At 47.7% G+C, this 19,239-nt stretch carries 18 protein-coding genes; 13 read left to right on the top strand and 5 right to left on the bottom strand.

Going from position 1 to position 19,239, the window contains the following annotated elements:
- Positions 1 to 134 precede the first annotated feature (134 nt).
- Entirely contained in the window at positions 135 to 1,103 is a 969-nt protein-coding gene (gene cysK, locus ACN4EG_RS12080) for a cysteine synthase A (protein ID WP_431629740.1), read from the top strand.
- 147 nt (positions 1,104 to 1,250) lie between these two features.
- Complete coding sequence (locus tag ACN4EG_RS12085; RefSeq protein ID WP_431629742.1) at positions 1,251 to 1,793, top strand: hypothetical protein; 543 nt, start codon at positions 1,251 to 1,253, stop codon at positions 1,791 to 1,793.
- Positions 1,794 to 1,940: 147 nt separating this feature from the next.
- Here the strand turns inward: ACN4EG_RS12085 and ACN4EG_RS12090 are convergent, their stop codons facing one another.
- Entirely contained in the window at positions 1,941 to 2,276 is a 336-nt protein-coding gene (locus ACN4EG_RS12090) for a four-helix bundle copper-binding protein (protein WP_431629743.1), read from the bottom strand.
- A 643-nt stretch (positions 2,277 to 2,919) separates the two neighbouring features.
- Here ACN4EG_RS12090 and ACN4EG_RS12095 point away from each other — a divergent pair.
- The 5 genes from ACN4EG_RS12095 to ACN4EG_RS12115 all read left to right on the top strand — a co-directional run bounded on the left by ACN4EG_RS12095 (position 2,920) and on the right by ACN4EG_RS12115 (position 7,807).
- On the top strand, positions 2,920 to 3,918 hold the full coding sequence (locus ACN4EG_RS12095) for a sulfurtransferase (protein ID WP_431629744.1): 999 nt from the start codon (positions 2,920 to 2,922) through the stop codon (positions 3,916 to 3,918).
- 323 nt (positions 3,919 to 4,241) lie between these two features.
- Positions 4,242 to 5,474, top strand: coding sequence for a YeeE/YedE family protein (locus tag ACN4EG_RS12100; RefSeq protein WP_431629745.1), 1,233 nt, complete (start codon positions 4,242 to 4,244; stop codon positions 5,472 to 5,474).
- A 13-nt stretch (positions 5,475 to 5,487) separates the two neighbouring features.
- Positions 5,488 to 6,066, top strand: a complete 579-nt coding sequence (locus ACN4EG_RS12105) for an MgtC/SapB family protein (protein ID WP_431629747.1) — start codon at positions 5,488 to 5,490, stop codon at positions 6,064 to 6,066.
- Complete coding sequence (locus tag ACN4EG_RS12110) at positions 6,038 to 6,709, top strand: O-methyltransferase (protein WP_431629748.1); 672 nt, start codon at positions 6,038 to 6,040, stop codon at positions 6,707 to 6,709. Before ACN4EG_RS12105 ends, ACN4EG_RS12110 begins: the two co-directional genes overlap by 29 nt.
- Before the next feature lie 429 nt (positions 6,710 to 7,138).
- Entirely contained in the window at positions 7,139 to 7,807 is a 669-nt protein-coding gene (locus tag ACN4EG_RS12115) for a cadmium resistance transporter (RefSeq protein WP_431629750.1), read from the top strand.
- Between the two features lie 672 nt (positions 7,808 to 8,479).
- Here the strand turns inward: ACN4EG_RS12115 and ACN4EG_RS12120 are convergent.
- A complete protein-coding gene (locus tag ACN4EG_RS12120) occupies positions 8,480 to 9,091 on the bottom strand; it encodes a Uma2 family endonuclease (protein WP_431629752.1) in 612 nt (203 codons plus the stop codon).
- A gap of 147 nt (positions 9,092 to 9,238) precedes the next feature.
- Positions 9,239 to 9,550, bottom strand: a complete 312-nt coding sequence (locus tag ACN4EG_RS12125) for a hypothetical protein (RefSeq protein ID WP_431629753.1) — start codon at positions 9,548 to 9,550, stop codon at positions 9,239 to 9,241.
- A gap of 219 nt (positions 9,551 to 9,769) precedes the next feature.
- On the opposite strand from ACN4EG_RS12125, the gene ACN4EG_RS12130 reads away from it, so the two are divergent.
- Positions 9,770 to 10,387, top strand: a complete 618-nt coding sequence (locus tag ACN4EG_RS12130) for a type I restriction endonuclease subunit R (RefSeq protein ID WP_431629754.1) — start codon at positions 9,770 to 9,772, stop codon at positions 10,385 to 10,387.
- A gap of 4 nt (positions 10,388 to 10,391) precedes the next feature.
- On the opposite strand, the gene ACN4EG_RS12135 is transcribed toward ACN4EG_RS12130, so the two are convergent.
- Both ACN4EG_RS12135 and ACN4EG_RS12140 read right to left on the bottom strand, forming a co-directional pair.
- On the bottom strand, positions 10,392 to 12,170 hold the full coding sequence (locus tag ACN4EG_RS12135) for a bifunctional 3'-5' exonuclease/DNA polymerase (RefSeq protein WP_431629755.1): 1,779 nt from the start codon (positions 12,168 to 12,170) through the stop codon (positions 10,392 to 10,394).
- A 69-nt stretch (positions 12,171 to 12,239) separates the two neighbouring features.
- Positions 12,240 to 12,968, bottom strand: a complete 729-nt coding sequence (locus ACN4EG_RS12140) for a hypothetical protein (protein ID WP_431629756.1) — start codon at positions 12,966 to 12,968, stop codon at positions 12,240 to 12,242.
- A gap of 78 nt (positions 12,969 to 13,046) precedes the next feature.
- Here ACN4EG_RS12140 and ACN4EG_RS12145 point away from each other — a divergent pair, with 78 nt between their 5' ends.
- The 5 genes from ACN4EG_RS12145 to ACN4EG_RS12165 form a co-directional block, all read left to right on the top strand.
- Positions 13,047 to 13,355 (top strand): hypothetical protein, encoded by a 309-nt coding sequence (locus ACN4EG_RS12145; protein ID WP_431629757.1) that lies wholly within the window; start codon positions 13,047 to 13,049, stop codon positions 13,353 to 13,355.
- Between the two features lie 24 nt (positions 13,356 to 13,379).
- Entirely contained in the window at positions 13,380 to 15,788 is a 2,409-nt protein-coding gene (locus tag ACN4EG_RS12150; RefSeq protein ID WP_431629758.1) for a M23 family metallopeptidase, read from the top strand.
- Positions 15,789 to 15,987: 199 nt separating this feature from the next.
- Positions 15,988 to 16,359 (top strand): hypothetical protein, encoded by a 372-nt coding sequence (locus tag ACN4EG_RS12155; RefSeq protein ID WP_431629759.1) that lies wholly within the window; start codon positions 15,988 to 15,990, stop codon positions 16,357 to 16,359.
- Between the two features lie 25 nt (positions 16,360 to 16,384).
- Entirely contained in the window at positions 16,385 to 17,038 is a 654-nt protein-coding gene (locus ACN4EG_RS12160) for a hypothetical protein (protein ID WP_431629760.1), read from the top strand.
- 671 nt (positions 17,039 to 17,709) lie between these two features.
- A partial coding sequence (locus tag ACN4EG_RS12165) for an FG-GAP repeat domain-containing protein (RefSeq protein WP_431629761.1) occupies positions 17,710 to 19,239 on the top strand: 1,530 nt, incomplete at its 3' end.

The following is a 19,239-nucleotide window of genomic DNA, read 5'->3' on the forward strand; positions in this document are numbered from 1 at the left end:
AATCCCGCATGTCCTCGATTCTAGCGGAAACTTGTCAGAGTAAAGTTGAGATTCACCATTTTTATCTACGGTTATCCGATGGGAATACCGTATATTATAAAGCTATCCCGTTACGTTGATAAAAATTGGGTTCTATGGGAATTTTGGATAGCATTACCGATGCGATTGGTTCTACCCCTTTGGTGCAACTCAATCGCATCCCCCAGTCAGAAGGCTGTCTTGCAAAGATTGCACTCAAACTAGAAGGACTGAATCCCTCTGCATCCGTCAAAGATCGCATCGCCCTCAGCATGATTCGATCGGCGGAAGAAGAAGGACTGATTAAACCCGGTGAGTCGATATTAGTAGAACCCACCTCTGGCAATACCGGTATTGCTCTAGCCATGATTGCCGCTGCTCGGGGATATCGCCTCATCCTCACCATGCCGGAAACCATGAGTATTGAACGCCAACTCATGCTAAAAGCCTTTGGGGCCGAACTGGAATTAACCCCCAGTTTAGGGGGGATGCGCAATGCCATCTCGCGGGCAGAAGAAATCGTTGCAACCACGCCCAAAGCCTTCATGTTGCAGCAATTTCGGAATTCCGCCAATCCTAAAATTCATCGAGAAACCACGGCTGAAGAAATTTGGGCAGATACTGATGGTCACGTCGATATTGTTGTGGCTGGGATAGGCACGGGTGGCACCATTACTGGCGTTTCTGAAGCCCTCAAAGCCAAGAAACCCAGCCTACAAACGATCGGAGTTGAACCCGTTACCAGTGCAGTTCTAACCGGCGGCAAGCCCGGAGAACACAAAATTCAAGGCATTGGGGCTGGATTTATTCCACCGGTTTTGCGTCTAGAACTGATCGATGAAGTCATCACAGTGGCCGATGATCATGCCATTCGCTATGGCCAAAGACTCGCCAGAGAAGAGGGCATTTTGTCTGGAATTTCTTCAGGAGCTGCGCTCTGGGCGGCTGTACAAATCGGCAAACGAGCTGAGAATGCCAATAAACTCATTGTCGTCATTCAACCCAGTTTTGGAGAACGCTACCTCAGCACCCCGCTATTTAAGGATCTCGACCTCTATCATCAACCCCGCTTGGCTCCCTGTTAAGCATCACACGTCTTATGTGCCTCATCGTCCTAGTGCCGATTCCGTGACTTGATCCTAACTATTACTATCTGAGAAAGATTAAATCCCCGGTTTTCCGACCAAGAAACTGGGGTATACTAAACTTAACCAATCTACACCTAAAGTTCTATGGCACATCTTTTGCTAGCTGGCGGAACGATTCTATCTAAGGGACAAGAAATTGCCGCTCATCTTGCCGAGATTGGGGTTGAGCTACACCATTGGAGTCTAGGTGAGCAACTCGATTCCTCAGAACTTTTGGTGCAGCAAGATGGGTTAACCGCTGTAGAAAAACAAAGTCTTCTCTGTCTCTATAGCCAGAACTTTAAAGCCCTGCAATATCAGACAAACTGCCAATGGTGTGAAGTTGCGATCGTCCATCCCGGCAATAGCCAATTACTATCCTTAATAACGATGTACGATCGTTTGCACTATCATACCGATCCCGAAATCTGGCATTTACTTTCGGGGGAAATGCTGTTTAGATTTATTTGTCCAGATGGCAGCGAGATGCAACTACAACTTGAAGTTGGTGATTACTTACAGATTCCAGCCTTTGTAGAACACGCATCCAGTCCTGGCGCAACCCTCTCCTACCAAGCAGTTCGGTACTTTATCACTGCAAAAGGTTGGGTCCCCCATTATTCAACCCCCGTACCGTTTTCCCGCTAGTAGAGAACTAGTAGAACACTTACAATTAGATAATTCAAACATCGGGCGATCGTTAAGCGATCGCCCGATTTTGGTTAATTTGGTACTGATTGATCCTCCTCATAGGCCCAATAGGAAGAATGCCAGAGACCCGCTAGAAGAAGAACCTTAGCGTAGACTCGCCATGCAATCTAGATTCGTCAAATTGGGCCGACGGAAATAGGCCATGGCTTGCAATCCCATACTCTTACAAACCTCTGCACAACGACGGCATAGAGCCGCACAATCCGCTAACTGTTGGTTTTGAGGAACGGACTCACAGACAGCAGCGCACTTTTCACACATTTCAGAACACAGTTGGCAGGTTCTTCCCATGAACTCTGAGCCATCGGTGATCAGGTTAACTGTCATTACACACATTTCAGAACAATCCCGCAACAAACAGAGAAGATTAATGTCTGTCTGTTGATCCTGTTGATTGAGGTATTCATTCAATGTGGTCATTGTCATCTCGTGACAGCGATTACAAATGTTAATGCAGTTTTGCATTTCTACACTCATAGTCATGGATGCTTGAGAACTTGCAGTTATAGACATCATGATGACCACCTCAGTGAGCAGAAAGAATTCATATCTCAACAGTAATCATGACGCCTTGGGTCGTCAATACAAACGAGTGAAGTCATTAGAACATTCCCCTCAAAGTCCCCTCTACAGGTCAAGATTTTCCAGTACCTTTTGAAATCCCCTCTGTAAATGTGGGATTTTGAGGCGTCTAGGATCTCAACACCTGATTCTGGAAGGCCAGATTAATTTCCCACAATCGACTCTGGATTCTCGGAATCAAACCCCTTTGTACAATCTTTTTCACTTTGCAGCTTGTAAGCAGCCCGTTAATAGGACTGAAGGAACAGGAAAAACGTCCTTTATATGTCATGAGTTTATGACATATGACCAGAAATCCCATGGGGAAGTCATCACGGAACCCATGGTAAAAACTTGCGATTTCTAGATTTGCAATTTTTAGAAAGCTGTGTAAATGTACTCAACAGAGTATACTACGGTTATCCGATCAAGTTGCCGTAGATTCTACAGTCGATCGCCGTAGATTACGCTGCGATCGTCCAAACATTTCAGGAGAAAACCTATGAAATTGGGTTCGATGGGGGCGAGAGGTCAACTGAGAAAACTGTCTGCCCCTAAATTTCTATCTTTGTTAGCAGTGCTGGTCGCCGTACTAGTGATTACACCTTGGGCCACGATCGCGCCAGGAACAGCAGCCACAAAAGCACAGATCCAGTTCGTTGCTCCAGATTGGGTAAAAGCCCACGCTAAGGACAAGAATTTACGAATTCTAGATGTACGGAACTCGCCATTAGATTACATTACGAGTCATGTCCCCAATGCCATCAATATTGCTGACACCGTTTTCCGGGGGCCCGATGGTTTCTTACCCGTGCAATATTGGGATACTGCTAAACTCGGCGATACTTTAGGTAAAGTAGGCGTGAACAATCAAAGCCATGTTTTAGTCTATTCCGACGGGCGGGATGTCTTGGGCGCAACCATGGTTGCTTATTTGTTGGAGCGATCGGGTATTCAAAACATTGCCGTTTTAGATAGTGGGTTTGCTGGCTATAAAGGCTCTGGGCAAGCTGCTACCAAGGAGTTTCCTAGATACTCACAACAGCGATTTACTGTCCGAGATAACCCATCCATTCGTGTCACACTGAACGATGTCAAAAACTTGATTGGCAAGCCGGGAGTAGTATTTATTGATCCCCGTCCAGGCGATTTGTTCCGAGGTGAAAAGGACATTTGGGTTCGTAACGGTCATATCCCTGGCGCACGCAATATCCCTTGGCCCACTTTTACGGAAGCGGATAATGCTCAGGATGCCCTAAAAAATCCTCACAAACTGAAGTCATTGGACGATATCCGCAAGTTACTGGCAGAGAAAGGGATTAAACCCACCGACGATATCATTGTCTCTTGTAGTACTGGACGGGAAGCCACCTTACAATACGTTGTCCTGAAGCACCTTCTGAATTATCCCAAGGTGCGTATTTACGAAGGCTCTTGGACAGAATACAGTACTACGGATCTTCCGGTTGAAACTGGGCCAGAAAAGCCCATCAAGGCATAACTTCACCAGAAGATCAGACCTTGAAAGAATGTTGACCGCAACGCAGGCATTAACAGCAATGAAAACATTAAATATTGCGTGGGCAATAGCCCTAGTCAGCTGTACTAGCTTAGCGCTAGTTCCAACTTTGATGGCACAACAATCCAATTCCGCTGATTTGATAAGTTGTACAACTTCCGATCCGCCCCCTAAAAATTCTACCGGGGGCAAGAACAGCTAGATTTGAGTAATTAACGCTTTGAGTCTCTTCAGGATCACGGTTTCTTGAGGAGACTTTTACTTGAAGAAACTTGTAGTAGTCCATAGGCATCTAGACTGCAATTATGAGTAGCATCACTCCTCTTGATTCATCTGACAGTGGTTTCGATCGCCCCTCCAACCAGACCCCCCAGCGCCATTTCGCAATGATCGCATTAGGGGTGTTTGTGATGGGAATGGTTGGGTTGAGTCGTTATAGCTGGCAACAGAGTGCATTATTTTTGATTGGTGGACTGTTTGGCGTTACATTGTATCGATCGGGGTTTGGGTTTGCCTCCGCTTATCGAAAGTTGTTTATACAACGTGAAGTAACGGGAATTTACGCCCAGTTAGTCATGTTGGGTGTAGCAACGATTTTGTTTGCACCCGTATTAGCCGCAGGCTCGATCGGAGGGCAAGTCGTAAAAGGAGCTGTGGCTCCAATCGGGTTGCAAGGCATAATCGGTGCAGTACTGTTTGGTGTGGGGATGCAGTTTGGTGGGGCTTGTGGTTGCGGCACACTTTACACTCTGGGCAGCGGCAGTTTGTCTATGGGCGTGACATTCCTAGCCTTTTCAGTGGGTGCATTTGTGGCCAGTCTAACTCGCTCTTTCTGGGCTGGTTTGCCATCGATCCCCCCGATTTCCCTAGGAATGAATTTTGGGTGGCTTGGAGCAGTCGTACTACAACTAGCGGTGATCACGCTCATAGCCATTTTCTTGCGCTGGAGCCAATACAAGGGGATTTTTTCGGGATGGCGTTCATTAGAGATCAAGTCATTTTTTCAGTTTCCAGGGACAAGGCGATCGTGGTTATCCGATCGCTGGTCATTATTCGTGGGAGCCGTTTTATTAGCCATTCTTAATTGGTTCACATTAATTATCTCGGGACAGCCTTGGCGCGTGACTTGGGGCTTTGCATTGGGTGCTGCTAAGGTAGCCCTCTTTCTAGGCTGGAATCCCAATGGTTACCCTGTTTGGGGAACTGGGAGCGGACAGCAAGCTCTGGGACAACCCCTCTTCACTGATGCCAGCATTGTGATTAACCTAGGAGTGATTTTAGGGGCATTAATCGCTGCATCTGCGGCTGGACAATTTTTGATTAAGACCGCGTGGAACTTACCAGCTATTGCATCGGCTTTAGGGGGAGGCTTTGCAATGGGCTACGGCGCATTCTTGGCCTTTGGATGCAATATCAGTGCATTTTTTGGGGGCATTGCTTCAACCAGTTTGCATGGCTGGATTTGGATTATTGCAGCCCTAGTGGGAACGGCAATCGGTCTCTGGCTACGTAGAAAACTAGGTTTCGAGGTCAATTGAGCGCGTTGCAAGCATGAAACATCTTTTAATCAACAGTAATGATTGGCAGACCATTTTGTTGAGACTAGCCATGGCGTTGTTACTGGGTGGAATCATTGGCCTCAATCGTCAACGAGGGGGACGATCGGCAGGGATGAGAACATTCATGTTAGTTAGTATGGGAGCAGCCCTTCTCGTCATGATTCCCCTACAGGTTGAAGATGATAGTTCATTTGCCACTGCTAATGCTCTCAGCCGTACTTTACAGGGGGTTGCCACTGGGGTTGGCTTCCTAGGTGCTGGTTTAATTTTGCAAGACCCCCCTCACCGAGGAGGCATCATTAAAGTTCGGGGGTTAACAACTGCTGCTTCAATCTGGGCGGCGGCGGGGTTAGGAGCCACGATCGGGTGTGGGCTATGGCAAATGGCCTTAATTGCATCATTTCTCATATTGATTACACTCAGTGGTGTGAAGCGGGTGAACCGCTCAATGAAAAAAGGACTTTTAAATAGGCATGTTCCGGATTGCCTAAAAATTCATCTCCATCGGAATACCCAATCATTCAGTGTGAGCAAGAAATCCAATGACACAAGCACAATGGACGGCAGTTGACGACTATCTGACGGATTTGTTGGTTCTACCGGATGCAGCCCTAGAAGCCGCACTCCAATCCACCATCGAGGCCAATCTACCCCAAATCAACGTTGCCCCTAACCAAGGAAAACTGCTACATATCCTGGCGCAAATTCGGGGTGCCAGCAAAATTTTAGAATTGGGCACTTTAGCAGGCTACAGCACCATTTGGCTAGCAAGGGCTTTACCAGCGGATGGCAAATTGATCACTCTAGAGGCCAACCCACACCATGCAGACGTTGCTCGCAAGAATCTTGAGCAGGCTGGACTGTCCGATCGGGTGGAAATCCGAGTAGGTCAGGCTCTCGAAACGTTGCCACAGTTAACCCATGAGGCTCCCTTTGATTTTGTCTTCATTGATGCCGACAAAGTCAATATTCCCCACTATTTTACTTGGGCACTCCGACTAACGCGGCAGGGCAGTGTCATTATTGTGGATAATGTGGTGCGTAAGGGGGGCATCATTGATGCAGAGAGTCGTGATGAAAATATTCAAGGCGTACGCAAATTTAATGAGTTGCTCTCAGCAGAACCTCGCGTAAAGGCCACTGCAATTCAGACCGTTGGAAGCAAGGGCTACGATGGATTCGCGATCGTGCTAGTAATTGCAGATGAAGATTAGATGCCAAACAAGTCAATCTTCTAAACCTATCTCATCGAACAAGAATTCGACAACTTTAATTTCGACAATTTTAATGTTGCATAATCTCATTCCATAGCATCATCGGCACATCATTATTATTGTTGCAACATTAACTACAGCAAATTTATCAAGACTAAATCTCTTCGAAGCTAGTACTTTTGAGGAGATTTTTTAATGTCACGAGAACTGACTCCAAAAGAATAAATGTAGAAGATTAATCACTTCTATTTATCAATATCACAATCAAGACTATTTGCTCTTATCAATTGAAGAGCATAGTCTTATATCATGGCGAAATTAAAGCTCCCCGAGCGATATATCACGACCTTGATAGTTTTTGAGAATACCCAGGAATAACACCGAATCCCACTAAAAAGCTGCCATTACAATCACAATAAGGAGAGGATAATGAACTGGCTAGAAGGCGCATTAATGACGGGTGTTGCCGCAGCTTTCGCAACAACCTTTGACGATAATATTTATTTGACCCTGTTCTTCAGCAAAGTGGATCGAAGCTTTCAGCCACGCCATGTGGTTATCGGTGAATATGTTGGATTTACGGTGTTGGTGGGTGTGAGTTTGGTCGGCTTTTTGGGACGGCTAGTGATTCCAGAAATTTGGATTGGCTTACTTGGCTTACTCCCTGTAATGATTGGGATTAGTCAACTGGCTACCTTAAGTCAGCAGGATCAACAGACCATTCAGACGGTCAGTAGTCAGCCCCAACTTCGCTCAGAGAAATCGCACAGATCCCCTGCCCCCCTCTGGAAAACACTGCGCGATCGGCAAACCTATCAAGTTTCAGCAGTAACAATTGCCAATGGTGGTAACAATATTGGTATCTATGTACCTTTATTTGCAGGTAGTACACTCCCGCATCTGGGCATCATTTTGAGTGTGTGCTATGCCACAGTGGGTCTATGGTGCTTCCTTTCCTATCACTTGACGCGGCAACCTAAAATCGCCTTTGCAGCTGCTCGGTATGCTAGGAAAATTTTCCCTTTCATTTTGATGTGGCTAGGAATGCGTATTTTGATTGACAATGAGTCCTATCGACTTCTCTTCGCAATGAACTAACAAACTTTATCCTCTCGCCAATAGTACCAGTACCCCAGAGAACTGAAACTGTAACTGTAACCATCGATCGCAACCATTGATTGCAACCCAAATTCTCAGCGAGTCTACTAGCATTTTAGTCGATGTTTAAAGAAGTCAGTGTGAAACTTAATCATTAGTTGCTGAGCAACTAGAATTTTAGAATAGAAAAATTATCAATTTTTCACTAAAAAGAGACTCTCATATGATGCTAGTAATCGCAACGATCCTAATCTCAATTCTACTCTTCATTCTACTATGGCGAGTCATCAAGGTAAGTATTGGACTACTTTTGGTCATTGTTGCAGTTATTGTAGGGCTACAATATGGCTTCGGCATTGAACCCGAACAATTATGGGCTGAGATACAGATTCTTCCCCAAAAAGCTACTCACTTCGTACAGGGCTTTAATTGGCAAGCATTAACCTCAATCTGGCTAGATTAACTGAAGTCAGATCTCCTACTTAACAGGCTAAATTACATAACTGTAGCATTTTCAGGGAAACGCGCTCAGAGGAAGCCCAAACCAACTTATGTGGTGTCCAGTGGATGACTACTTGGCTAAGGTAGCAAGAGCCCCCCAACCGGGTGCACCGCTTTCTGAAGTGTTTCATTCACTCGTTATTTACAACTCATGGAGTTGCTTTCTGCTGATCAACTACCGATCGCAGCCAATACCTGATCCAGGGTCAGATTCAGTTCAGGAAAGGTAGGTGAAATAATCCGTTCTGCTCCACGAAACAGACTGACTTGATATTCTCCATCGACCAACTGATAGACCAAAAACGCAGGCTGTTTAGGCGTACCAATGTATCGTCGTCCACCCAAACCGAGGTAATCTACAATCCAAAATTCAGGAATGCCCATTTCTTCGTAATCAGCAGCTTTACGCTGGTAATCATCACGCCAGTTAGTACTGACGACCTCAACCACTAAAGACATGGATGCACCATGAATCAAAGTAGATTCTCGTTGCCAGCGAGGTTCATCTGCTAATTTCGACTGATCCACGATGACCACATCGGGTAGATAACCTGACAATTCACTGAAAGGCTTAACAGTACAGCTTTTAGGGAGGAAATAGGGCAGTTGCAATCGGTCAATTTCCACCAACAGTCTCCGATTCAAGTATGCGACCACCTGTTCGTGGGATCCCGTGGGTTTCACTTCACACACCCTTCCATTGATTAACTCATAGCGTCCATCTTCTGGATACCAACCCATAAAATCATCAAAGCTCATGAGATTAGGAATTGCTTGTACCATATCAACTACCTCCTATTTAGTTAACCTATCTACTTTTCTAAAAGGATGGCTTAACCATTGAGGCATCAGTGTAGGACACTACACCCCCAGATCCACGCTTGAGAACGTAGCTCTAGTCTCTCATAATTCATTTTCCCCTTCCCCAACCTATTTCCCTAAATACACACTTTTCAGCCCCATTGTCCCCTTCTTCGTCACCCCCCAGTAACGCAGATAGCGGTAAGGGCCATAGGTCTTCCCCGTCTTAGAATCCGGAATCATCTTCAGCTCAATATGCCCTCGGCCCCCATGCTTCCCCAGCGGTGTGCCATCCTCACGAGTCTCCGGGTTCTCCTCCTCTACCGCCTCCCGCCGCGCCTCCAGTAGCCCCTGAATCATCTCAGCCAGATCCCCCAACTCATCCTCACCCCAATCCTGGAGTTCCTGAATCAACCGCGCTGCTTTGCTCCGCTTTGGCATCTCCTACCCCTGATCCCGCAAAAATCGCTTAGGGAATACTTAGGGATTTTTAACCTGTTTTTATTCCCTAAGTCCAGATTCACCTGTACTGCTTTTACTTAGGGAATAGTTAAGAGCCGTTTTACCTGATTTTATTCCCTAAACTTCGGCACTGCGCTTTATCCCTACCTCTATCAAACCGTGCTAGCGTAGAAACGATTCCTCACTGACAAAACTCCGATGATCACTCTCGGTATTACTAAAGCGATCACGAATCTCACCGAAGCTCACGCAAAATTGGGCATTGTACCTAGTACAGATGCAACCTTTTTTACCGAATGGCGAGAATCATTGCCTTCGCTCAGTGATACCGAAAAGGCAAAGCTCGATCAACTTAAACAGCGCTATTTCTACTATGCCGATCGCGGAGCCATCACTGAAGGCACAGTCAATTTAATTCTGCTCTTTCCTCTCCTAGAAACGCTGGGATTCATCGATCCCCCCTACCAAGTTCGGAGTGAAAAATATGTTCGGTTTGCCATTGAAGATGGTGATACCTTGCTGGATGGGTTAATTGATGCCTTGGTGATTCACGATCGCCTTTGGTTGATTGTGATTGAAAGTAAACGCTATGGGTTTAGTGTGCGACAAGCGATCGCCCAAACCTTAGCCTACATGGTCGGTGCACCGATTTTTCCTGTATTTGCCCTGATTACGACCGGAGAAGATTACCTGTTCGTTAAATGCGATCGTGACTCTTCCCACTATGCACTGTCAGACAAATTTACCCTCAGCACTGCCGAAGGCAACGAACTGTATACAGTCGCACAAATCTTGAAACGTCTGGTTAGTGGGTAGCAGACTATTCCCCCCAACTCGCTGAAACTTTGATATCCACAACCACCGGAATCGGATGCAGAAACTTCCGAGCTGCCACAACCATACAGCGGTGTAAGAGATCACTGCTGTGCTTCGCTTCAGTAGCAGGACACTCCAACAAAATCTCATCATGAATCGTACAAATCAGCTTGGCTCCTGTCTCTGCCAGCACTTTGTTGAGTTTCACTAACGCCAACTTCGTGATGTCAGCATTCAATCCCTGGACTGGATGATTTAGAAGTTCCGCCAGCCTAGGTTTATCGGCCCACCTGCGCCGCCGTCCTGCCAGGGTACGGCTCTCCTTTGTTCCCCGAATGTAACTGCGCTTGATCGTCTCATGCCACTCTGCCACCCCGGCGTAGGCTTCAAAGAAGCGCTTTCGGAATGCCTTTGCCTGCTCCAGAGACAGTGTAACCCCATACTTCATCTCCGCATAGCTCTGAAGTTTGGCGGCACCCATGCCGTAGATCAACCCAAAATTAATTGCTTTGGCCAGCCGTCGATCTTCCTCGCTTACATCCGCGATCGCTTTCCCAGTCACCAGTGCTGCGGTCAACCGATGAAGATCCTCACCCTTACGGTAGGCTCGTTGCATCCGGGTATCGCCACTCAATCGAGCCACAATTCGCAGCTCAATTTGCGAATAGTCCGCTCGCACGATCCGGCAGCCTGGTGCAGCAACAAAGCAGGTTCGAGCTGCGGCATCGCGAGGAATGGTTTGCAAAGGAGGATTACGACAAGAAAATCGACCCGACCTAGCTCCAAGCTGATAGTACGTCGGGTGAATCCTCCCTGTCACTGGATGGACGTGCTTGGGCAAGCGATCGGCAAACGTAGCCGTGATTTTGGAGAGGTGGCGATAGTCTAACAACGCTTGAATCACAGGGTACCGTTTCGCCAGAGGCACCAACTCTTTCTGGTTCGTTGAATTCACAGGAATCCCAGCCGCTTGCAGTGCTGCCAGTACCTGCTGCGAAGAATTAGGGTTGATTGCATCTGTCATCTCCGGCAGTAAGGACATTTGGGCATTACCCGCGATCCGGAGTTGCCTGACCTGATGAAGTGCCACATCTCGATCGTTCTCCAGCTTTGCCCCTAACGTTTTCCAGCGAGAGAGGTCAAGCAACATGCCATTCAATTCCATCTGAGCCACCGCAGGCATACAGTGAAACTCAAGGTGGGCAATTTTGAGGAGGTGCGATCTCTCCAGCTTCTTGACCAAAATCGGATACAGTTCCAATAAAATTGCGGCATCCAACGCTGCATACTGTAACTGTTTTGAAGTTAGGGGCTGGCTCCAATCACTGACCTGCTGGGTTTTATCCAGCTCCACATTCAATAGCTTTTGAGCAAGTATCTGCAACGAGAGACTTGTTTTTAACCCTGCCGTCAGCACTCGATAGGCCAGTTGTGTATCGAAGAAAGGTGCACTGGGCTGGAGTCCTGCCTTTGTAAGAAACTGCCAGTCGAATTTGCCATTGTGGGTAATTTTGATCGCGGGACTGGCGAGCAATTGGTGGAGCAGGCAGCGATCGTGAGGGGCAATCTGAGGTAAATCAATTAGAATCACGGGCTGATTGGGGACTGCAATTTGAATCAGTCGAATAGTATGAATATGAGGATCTAAACCAGTGGTTTCACAATCCAAACCAAGAATGGGAGACTGTTCTAGCAATCGTAATGCCGTTTCAAGTTGTTTATTGGATGTAATCAAGCAATAGGCCACATCTTTTAAATTAGAATCAGTTTTGCAAGCAGACATGATCGGAAATGGATGGAGAACTAGCTTGAAGGGGCGGTAGCACCAACCATTTCCGTCAACTTTTAGGATTTAAAACAATCTGACTTGCTCTGGTTGGTCGGTTGTTTGAACAGGATTAACGGCCTTTGCTTCTCCTGTTTCTCGATGATGTCGCTTTCCCCATCCTTGTTGGGCTGCGTGCTTTACAACACTTTGACGAATCGATCGACTCAAATTCTGAAACTCAGTTTTGACAGCCTTGAACTCAATTACATGACCACCCGTCAAGTCATAAAAATTGTCAGCCCCTTCGGGTAATTTGTTATGCTTCCGCATCACCTCATTACCTGCCCAAATGTAGAGGTCAGAATAGTCGCGGTGCATAGGTGCTTCAAAACTCGCAGGCATCATGTAAGCCAATACTTCAGTCGGGGTAGCGTAATCTCCCACTTGCTCCTGTTCATATTCAGAAAGAATGAGGTCAAACCGATCGTGGACACAGGCCGCCTTCAACCATTTTGGAACCACATCCCCCCACAAACTGCGATGCAATACCAGCGGGCCCGCTAAATAACGAACATGATGAATCGAAAAGTCTGCCATTTCTAACATACATGCTAATAATTCTTTGGGAACATCCAGGGATGCTAACAGCCGCAGCATCTCCAGAGTGCTAGATGAGCAACGGGTATCTTTATTCCCAGCCTCTTGTTGAAGAGTTCGGACTAACTCTTCAGGAATAAAACTCAATTGATCCACAGTACAAGTCTCCTGTAAAGCTGTAGCCGTTCCCCACAAACAGCCAGTTGGCTGGAGCATTGTTGTCCAACTGGTTGAGGTAATTACTCGGTCATACTTTATAGGCTGACAAGCATATTGTTTCGGATGGATGCTTGCATGATGAATTCTGAACCGATACTTGATTTCAATAGCAATCTTGATCGTAATAGTGGCTATCAATCGGGAGGCTATCAAGCCCATGGTTATGGATGTAGACAATCCATTTCTGGAGCAGGCACGAATCCCTGGCAAACCAATCACTTCAGCGATGGCTACCAGGAGAACATCTTTGAGCAAAACTTTGGTGATACGCCCTACTCAGAATCCACCGCGAAACCCAACCCTCGCCTAAGGGGCTATGGCAAGGGTTTTGGTTATCAGCAACAGCCGGAGCGCACTTTTTCTGCACCGGAATTAGAGCTATAAGCCCCCTTAACCCTGCTTGGTGTCATGAGTATCCCATTGCGAATGCCAGACAGCTTCAAGAGGCAGCGGGTTCTAGCCTGGATGATTTCGCTGTGCTTCATGGTCATGAGTTTTTGCGGGTTCAATGCCCCTGCATTGGCTCGTACCCTTGACGATGGCAGCTTACCAACCCGGATTCTAGAAGTTACCGGGAGTCAATCTGGGCTACCTGCAACTCAAGTTTTATTGCCCGACTGGAACCGGATCTCTTTATCGCAGATGCCGGGTATTAGTCGCTCTGGCTCGATCGATGGCAAACCTTATCAGCCAGTGTTGGGGTATGACCTGAGCCGCCGTTGGAATGCTGGCATGACTCCCGATCGGTATTTGAAGTTGGGGGACATTTCGCAGGCATTTCAGACAGAAGTATTCTCGCTAGGCACAATTTCCCAACTCACCAATCTCGATCTCAATCAAGTTGCCTTGAGTGTGTTTACCCTGGCAGCCGATCAAACCTTGAGCCATTTAGCAAAGGTGGTGCCGGGATTGGCGCAAACCAATGTGTGGGCGATCGCGCCTGTCGCGGCGCTTTTGGCTGCCAAAGCCGTCGGCATTAATGTCTCTGATCAGACCCTGGCTGAAGTACTAGCGCAGCATCCCCAGGTTGGACAGCTACGCTTAAAGGAGATTGATCTTTCTCGCTTTTCTGTCACCTCTATTTCCAACCTGGAAGCCGTTCAGCTTCAACAGTTTGAGGGCTGGATGAACAGCTTTGCCAAAGATATTCCAGGATTAGGCCAGGTACCATTAGGGGCAATGCCAAACCCAATTACCGAGATGGGGAATCTGGTCATGCGAGTTGATCAGGTCTATGGGCCAGCAGAAGCACAACGCAACAACACCATTTCTGGCTCTGATGTGCAGGGCTTTTCTGTCCCCTGCGCTGAAACGGATTGCGCCTATGTTGAACTCGATGATTTGGAGAACGCTGGACGTAGTGCGCGTGGCAGGCTGGAAGGCAAGCAATGGATTTCAGGAAAATATCAGGAAGTCCAGGGTGGCTGGGGTATCTTGCTATCGGTGAATGGTGGACGAGAACCTACAGGGCGCTTGCCCTTCGGTTCTGCCTTCAAAGTTGTGGTGATGGAGCCAGATGAACCCACAGATACCGTAGATACCGCTCTATTCTTCCGTTTCTGTGCCAACGCTTTGGGCTGTACGCCTTACTTCATTGGTCCAGTACCATTCTTTACCTACAAAGTGAATGCTTTGAGGTTTGTCGGGGATTTGAGCGATCAACGCGCTGCCTCTGCCTCTCAACCCACTGGAGCTAGTCGAGAGTCTGGAAGTAACCGAACTGGTGATAGAAATCAAAATAAGGGCAATCCCTGTACTTTCGGTGGCAGCAGTCAACCTGTGTCGGCACAATCCGTGCAAGGAATTGATTTAAATGCATTGGCAGAGGCAATCGCCAGCATCGAAAGTGCTGGAAGCGGAGGTTATCAGGCCGTCGGAGTTCATACCTGCGCAGATGGGGGAAGTCACTGTGGACGGGGTTTAGGACGTTACCAGTTCATGAGCTACAACCCTTATGCAGTCCAGTTAATTGCTGCAAAGCCAGGGGGGCAGGGATTCTTAAATCGGATTGGACAGGGCTACCAATCCACTGAAGCAGAACTGTTTCAATTCTTTCCACCTGCTGATCAGGATCGCGCCTTTATGGCAGACCTCGCTAACAAAATTCAGGTAACGCAAGGACAGATCGATCCAACAACTGGACAACCTTTTACAGGCAACCGCTTATTAGAACGAGTGGCTCAAAAACACTTTGGTGGCGACTACAGTCGCGTTGATAGTAGCGGTTCCGATGCATTGGGTCGTATGAGTTTACAGGATTACGGTCGCGCTGCTGTGACTCGCTATCGTAACGGTGGCAATGGCACATTAACCTGCGCTCCTAGTGCAACCCTGGCAAGCGTTAATTCCTCTGGCGTTAAAAGCAGGGAGGCCGCCCAGGGCAAAACACTGGGAAAGGCCACTGGTAGGCTGATCACCCCTGCTCCAGGCTTTCCAGTGACCAGTGAGTTTGGGCCTCGCTCTAGCCCTTGCGCGAGCTGTAGCTCTAATCATGCTGGCATTGATATCGGAACACCGATCGGGACACCGGTTCGGGCGGCTGATGACGGCAGTGTGCTCTACGCAGGGTGGCTATCCGGCTATGGCAAAACCCTGATTGTGGAACATACCAATGGCAGGATGACGCTCTATGCTCACCTAGATTCAATGGACGTGAGCGTGGGTACAACCGTACAACAGGGACAAGCGATCGCCCGTAGTGGGCAAAGTGGTTTGGGCACAGGCCCCCACCTGCACTTTGAAGTGATTGAAGGCGCGACTCCTGGCAATTGGCGTAGCGGTTCTTCCATCAATCCTAGACAGCGAGTTCAATTTTAAGGGGGAATTAACAATGCGACCACACCAACAATTTTCGTTCCGATCCATTAGCATACATTTTTCTTCATATTTTTGGTTGTTAATTTTGATAGGAGTGTTGTGCACGATTGGGCTGGGATACCTTCCTCTTGATGCTCAAACTACGGGTATTCCAAAAACCGTCAGTCGCTGTATTCCTCAACAAACTCGACAGCCCATTGTGCGAAGCGAGCTAATCGGTTCTAGTCGCTTGCAGGGCAAAGACTATTACCTGCTGGCAACTTATACCGAAAATAGCCAAGCACCAACGAATCTGATCATCGCGGTTAGGAATGGAAGCTGTGAGGAAGTGTTTTTTAACCCGATGGGCGATCGCCTTTCTTTTTCCAGTGCAGTTCCTCGATCGGTTGCCCAGCAGCTAACGCTGGCACAATACCGTCATGAAATTCAACGCATGGGCAAAGATCGCTTTCAGCAACAGGTCAGCCAGGGCGCAGCCTCAACTCAAAATCCTACCTGGTTTGCTGAGGAAGTCTGGGCACTGCGGCAGTTGGGCATTGCGGTTCCCGCCAATGTTCAGGTTCAACAGTGAATGCAAGTTGAGAAGGAAACTCGCTATGACAGATTCAGCTTCAAACCTGGCTCCAACTCAGCAAGAACTGAGCACACCCCCCATTCCTGCACCACCTCACTGGTTATGGCAGGTAGGATACTGGTTTCGCATCGGTTTTAGCCTTTTTCTGCTGTTATCGGTACTGATTGGCGTGGCAGGTTGTAGTTCCAGTGCAGCAACGGTTCCCTGGCAAAAAGCGACAGCAGTAGTCCCTGAATCTGTTTTAGAACAGGTGATTCAAGCGAACACTAATCTGGATATGGCACAAGCAAAAGAAACCCTGCTTGCTTGGACTGTAGACGGAAAAGCAAGCAAACTGACACTGTTTAATTTCAATACGCCTAATCTATGTGGAGCCTTGGGCTGTCTCTACGCTGGCTACTGGTTAAGAGAGAATCAACCCATAGTAGAGGTGTTCCAAAACTATCTCATCCCTAACCTTCCAGCAAATAAGGCGCTATTTCAAGTAGGAGAAAACCGGGGTCAGGCTCTGCCCTGTCTGGAGGTGTTACAGATGGAGAGCGATTCTCTCCGAGACGGCAAAGCCGATCGCTTACGACAGTTGAATTATTGTTTTAATGGCGATTCTCATTCCGAGAGGCTACGCCAACGCTATCAGCTTGCCGATAGTCAACCTCTTAAAGCGTCGTTCAGATAGTCTGATCCTAGATGGGATCCGAAAGCCTTTATTACGCAAAGACAGTAACTCGCCATCTTGGTGCTCTCAATGATTTAACAGGCGTGACAGTATAAGCCATTTCTTACCCAAGATTTCTTCAGCCCATTGATTTTATGCAATTTTTTTTGACTTCATGCAATCTTTACAGAAAATATTTGCATGGTGACTTTTCACATCTAGGATAAACCTGGTATATTTACGGACATGCTGAAAACGAGGTAGCAATTTACAAAATCATGATTGCCCCCTAGTGCATTGTCCTATGCATATTTCATGGTTCATTGTAGATTTGCAATCATAATTTGCTCACTCATTTCCAATGGGTCATCTCCATTCAGAATGGTCATTTCTAGCATTTTGATGAACGTTAATGTTTGTATATTTGCCTTTTAGCAATTTTAGGCTAATTCAACTTTCTTGAGCATTGCTGGTACATGATTGCTGGTACATGATTGCTGGCACATGATTGCTGGCTCATTGTGCAAGGCTAAACGCTGCATGCGAAAGTTATGGGCTTTCGTGCCCGGTGGTTGGGATTCATTCTATGTCCCAATCCAGCTTGCGGTGCAGATCGAGCAATCTCGATCGAGTATCGCTTTTCCACTGTTGTTAGTTTCTTCAGTTTGCAAATTTAAAGGTTTGTAATTGTCATGCCGACGCCTACTGACGCTTTCCTGGGTCTGTCTCTTTCTGCTGCGCAAAATTTGAATATTGTTAATGGTGTGCCCACGCTGCAACAGGAGAGTTTGTTGGCGACCAATCGGCAGGATGTATATCGCTGGAATCTCAGTAGTCGTAGCAGCCTCAATCTAGCGCTGTCTAGCTTGAGTGGCAATGCGAATGTAGGCGTTGGGATTGATGTTAATCAAAATGGGCTAATTGATTCAGCAGATCAGTTTTGGCAATCGAGTCGAGATGGCGTTGGTAATGAAACGATTCAGTTAGAACTGCTAGAAGCAGGTACTTATTATGTCGTTGTTAATAGCGTAGATAGTGTTGCAACGGGGTATGACCTCAGAATTGTAGCGCAGACGAGGCAACAAACGGATATTCTATGGCGTAATCTCACGAATTCGACTTTGGGCTATTGGCAGTTTGAGGGCTTGCAGTATATCGGCTCTAAGCAAATCCCGACGCCCGTTGGCGGGGAATGGACGATCGAGGGGATTGGAGATTTTAATGGCGATATCAATGACGATATCCTGTGGCGGGAACGCAGCACGGGTAAGATGGCTGTGTGGTTGATGGCCAATGGCACTTACACTGCAACGCCCATTCTCAATAATGTGATGGTGACGGCGGATTGGCAGGTGAAGGGGGTTGCGGATATTGACCTGGATGGGAAGGCGGATGTGGTTTGGCACAATCCCACCAGTGGCGATGTCTATCTCTGGAAGATGGATGGGGCAAATCGGGTTAGTGATAAGCTCCTAGCCCAGGGCTTGGTTGGCAATGCTTGGGCGTTGGAAAAGGTGGCGGATTTCAATGGCGATCGCACGGGGGATTTGCTGTGGCGGCACCAGCAGACGGGGGAACTGCATCTCTGGGGGATGACTGGGTTTGCGATCGATGGCAATAAGACCCATGTTGTGGGTCAGGTGAATGGCCAAGGCCAGTTTACGGCGTTACAAATTCCCGCGAGTACAGGCTGGAAGATTGAAGGAGCAGGGGACTTTACGGGCGATGGTAAGGCGGATCTGCTGTGGCGCAACAGTCAGGGGCAGATTGCGGTGTGGGCGATGGATGGCTGGAAGGTACAGTCTTCACCAATTTGGCAGGGGGTAGTGGTAGATTCTGGTTGGCAGTTGGTGGGGATTGATGACTTTAGTGGGGATGGTAAGACGGATGCGCTGTGGCAGCACCAAAGTACGGGGGATTTGGTGATTTGGCAGATGAATGGGACGCAAACGCCGATGGGTAGTGCGATGGTGAATCCCAGTCAGAATGGACAGATTAAGGCGATCGGGACGGCGGTGCGGCCTGTGGTTTGGGATGAGGCGGGGGATACCTGGGCGCTGGCGACGGGGCTGGGGACGGTGACTGGTTCTGGGCGACAGGTGGGGACGCTGAGTGGTTGGGATCGGGATGATTTCTATCGGTTTTCGTTGAGTGCGGCCAGTCCGATCGGGCTGTGGTTGCATGATTTGACGGGGAATGGGGAGTTGCAGTTGCTCGACAGT

Source organism: Alkalinema pantanalense CENA528 (assembly GCF_050753345.1).
Classification (GTDB): domain Bacteria; phylum Cyanobacteriota; class Cyanobacteriia; order Leptolyngbyales; family Leptolyngbyaceae; genus Alkalinema; species Alkalinema pantanalense.

Bases quoted from the DNA above. Each gene is read 5' to 3' on its own strand.
- cysK (WP_431629740.1), top strand. From the start codon at position 135: ATGGGAATTTTGGATAGCATTACCGATGCGATTGGTTCTACCCCTTTG.
- ACN4EG_RS12085 (WP_431629742.1), top strand. From the start codon at position 1,251: ATGGCACATCTTTTGCTAGCTGGCGGAACGATTCTATCTAAGGGACAA.
- ACN4EG_RS12090 (WP_431629743.1), bottom strand. From the start codon at position 2,276: ATGACCACATTGAATGAATACCTCAATCAACAGGATCAACAGACAGAC.
- ACN4EG_RS12095 (WP_431629744.1), top strand. From the start codon at position 2,920: ATGAAATTGGGTTCGATGGGGGCGAGAGGTCAACTGAGAAAACTGTCT.
- ACN4EG_RS12100 (WP_431629745.1), top strand. From the start codon at position 4,242: ATGAGTAGCATCACTCCTCTTGATTCATCTGACAGTGGTTTCGATCGC.
- ACN4EG_RS12105 (WP_431629747.1), top strand. From the start codon at position 5,488: ATGAAACATCTTTTAATCAACAGTAATGATTGGCAGACCATTTTGTTG.
- ACN4EG_RS12110 (WP_431629748.1), top strand. From the start codon at position 6,038: ATGACACAAGCACAATGGACGGCAGTTGACGACTATCTGACGGATTTG.
- ACN4EG_RS12115 (WP_431629750.1), top strand. From the start codon at position 7,139: ATGAACTGGCTAGAAGGCGCATTAATGACGGGTGTTGCCGCAGCTTTC.
- ACN4EG_RS12120 (WP_431629752.1), bottom strand. From the start codon at position 9,091: ATGGTACAAGCAATTCCTAATCTCATGAGCTTTGATGATTTTATGGGT.
- ACN4EG_RS12125 (WP_431629753.1), bottom strand. From the start codon at position 9,550: ATGCCAAAGCGGAGCAAAGCAGCGCGGTTGATTCAGGAACTCCAGGAT.
- ACN4EG_RS12130 (WP_431629754.1), top strand. From the start codon at position 9,770: ATGATCACTCTCGGTATTACTAAAGCGATCACGAATCTCACCGAAGCT.
- ACN4EG_RS12135 (WP_431629755.1), bottom strand. From the start codon at position 12,170: ATGTCTGCTTGCAAAACTGATTCTAATTTAAAAGATGTGGCCTATTGC.
- ACN4EG_RS12140 (WP_431629756.1), bottom strand. From the start codon at position 12,968: ATGCTCCAGCCAACTGGCTGTTTGTGGGGAACGGCTACAGCTTTACAG.
- ACN4EG_RS12145 (WP_431629757.1), top strand. From the start codon at position 13,047: ATGATGAATTCTGAACCGATACTTGATTTCAATAGCAATCTTGATCGT.
- ACN4EG_RS12150 (WP_431629758.1), top strand. From the start codon at position 13,380: ATGAGTATCCCATTGCGAATGCCAGACAGCTTCAAGAGGCAGCGGGTT.
- ACN4EG_RS12160 (WP_431629760.1), top strand. From the start codon at position 16,385: ATGACAGATTCAGCTTCAAACCTGGCTCCAACTCAGCAAGAACTGAGC.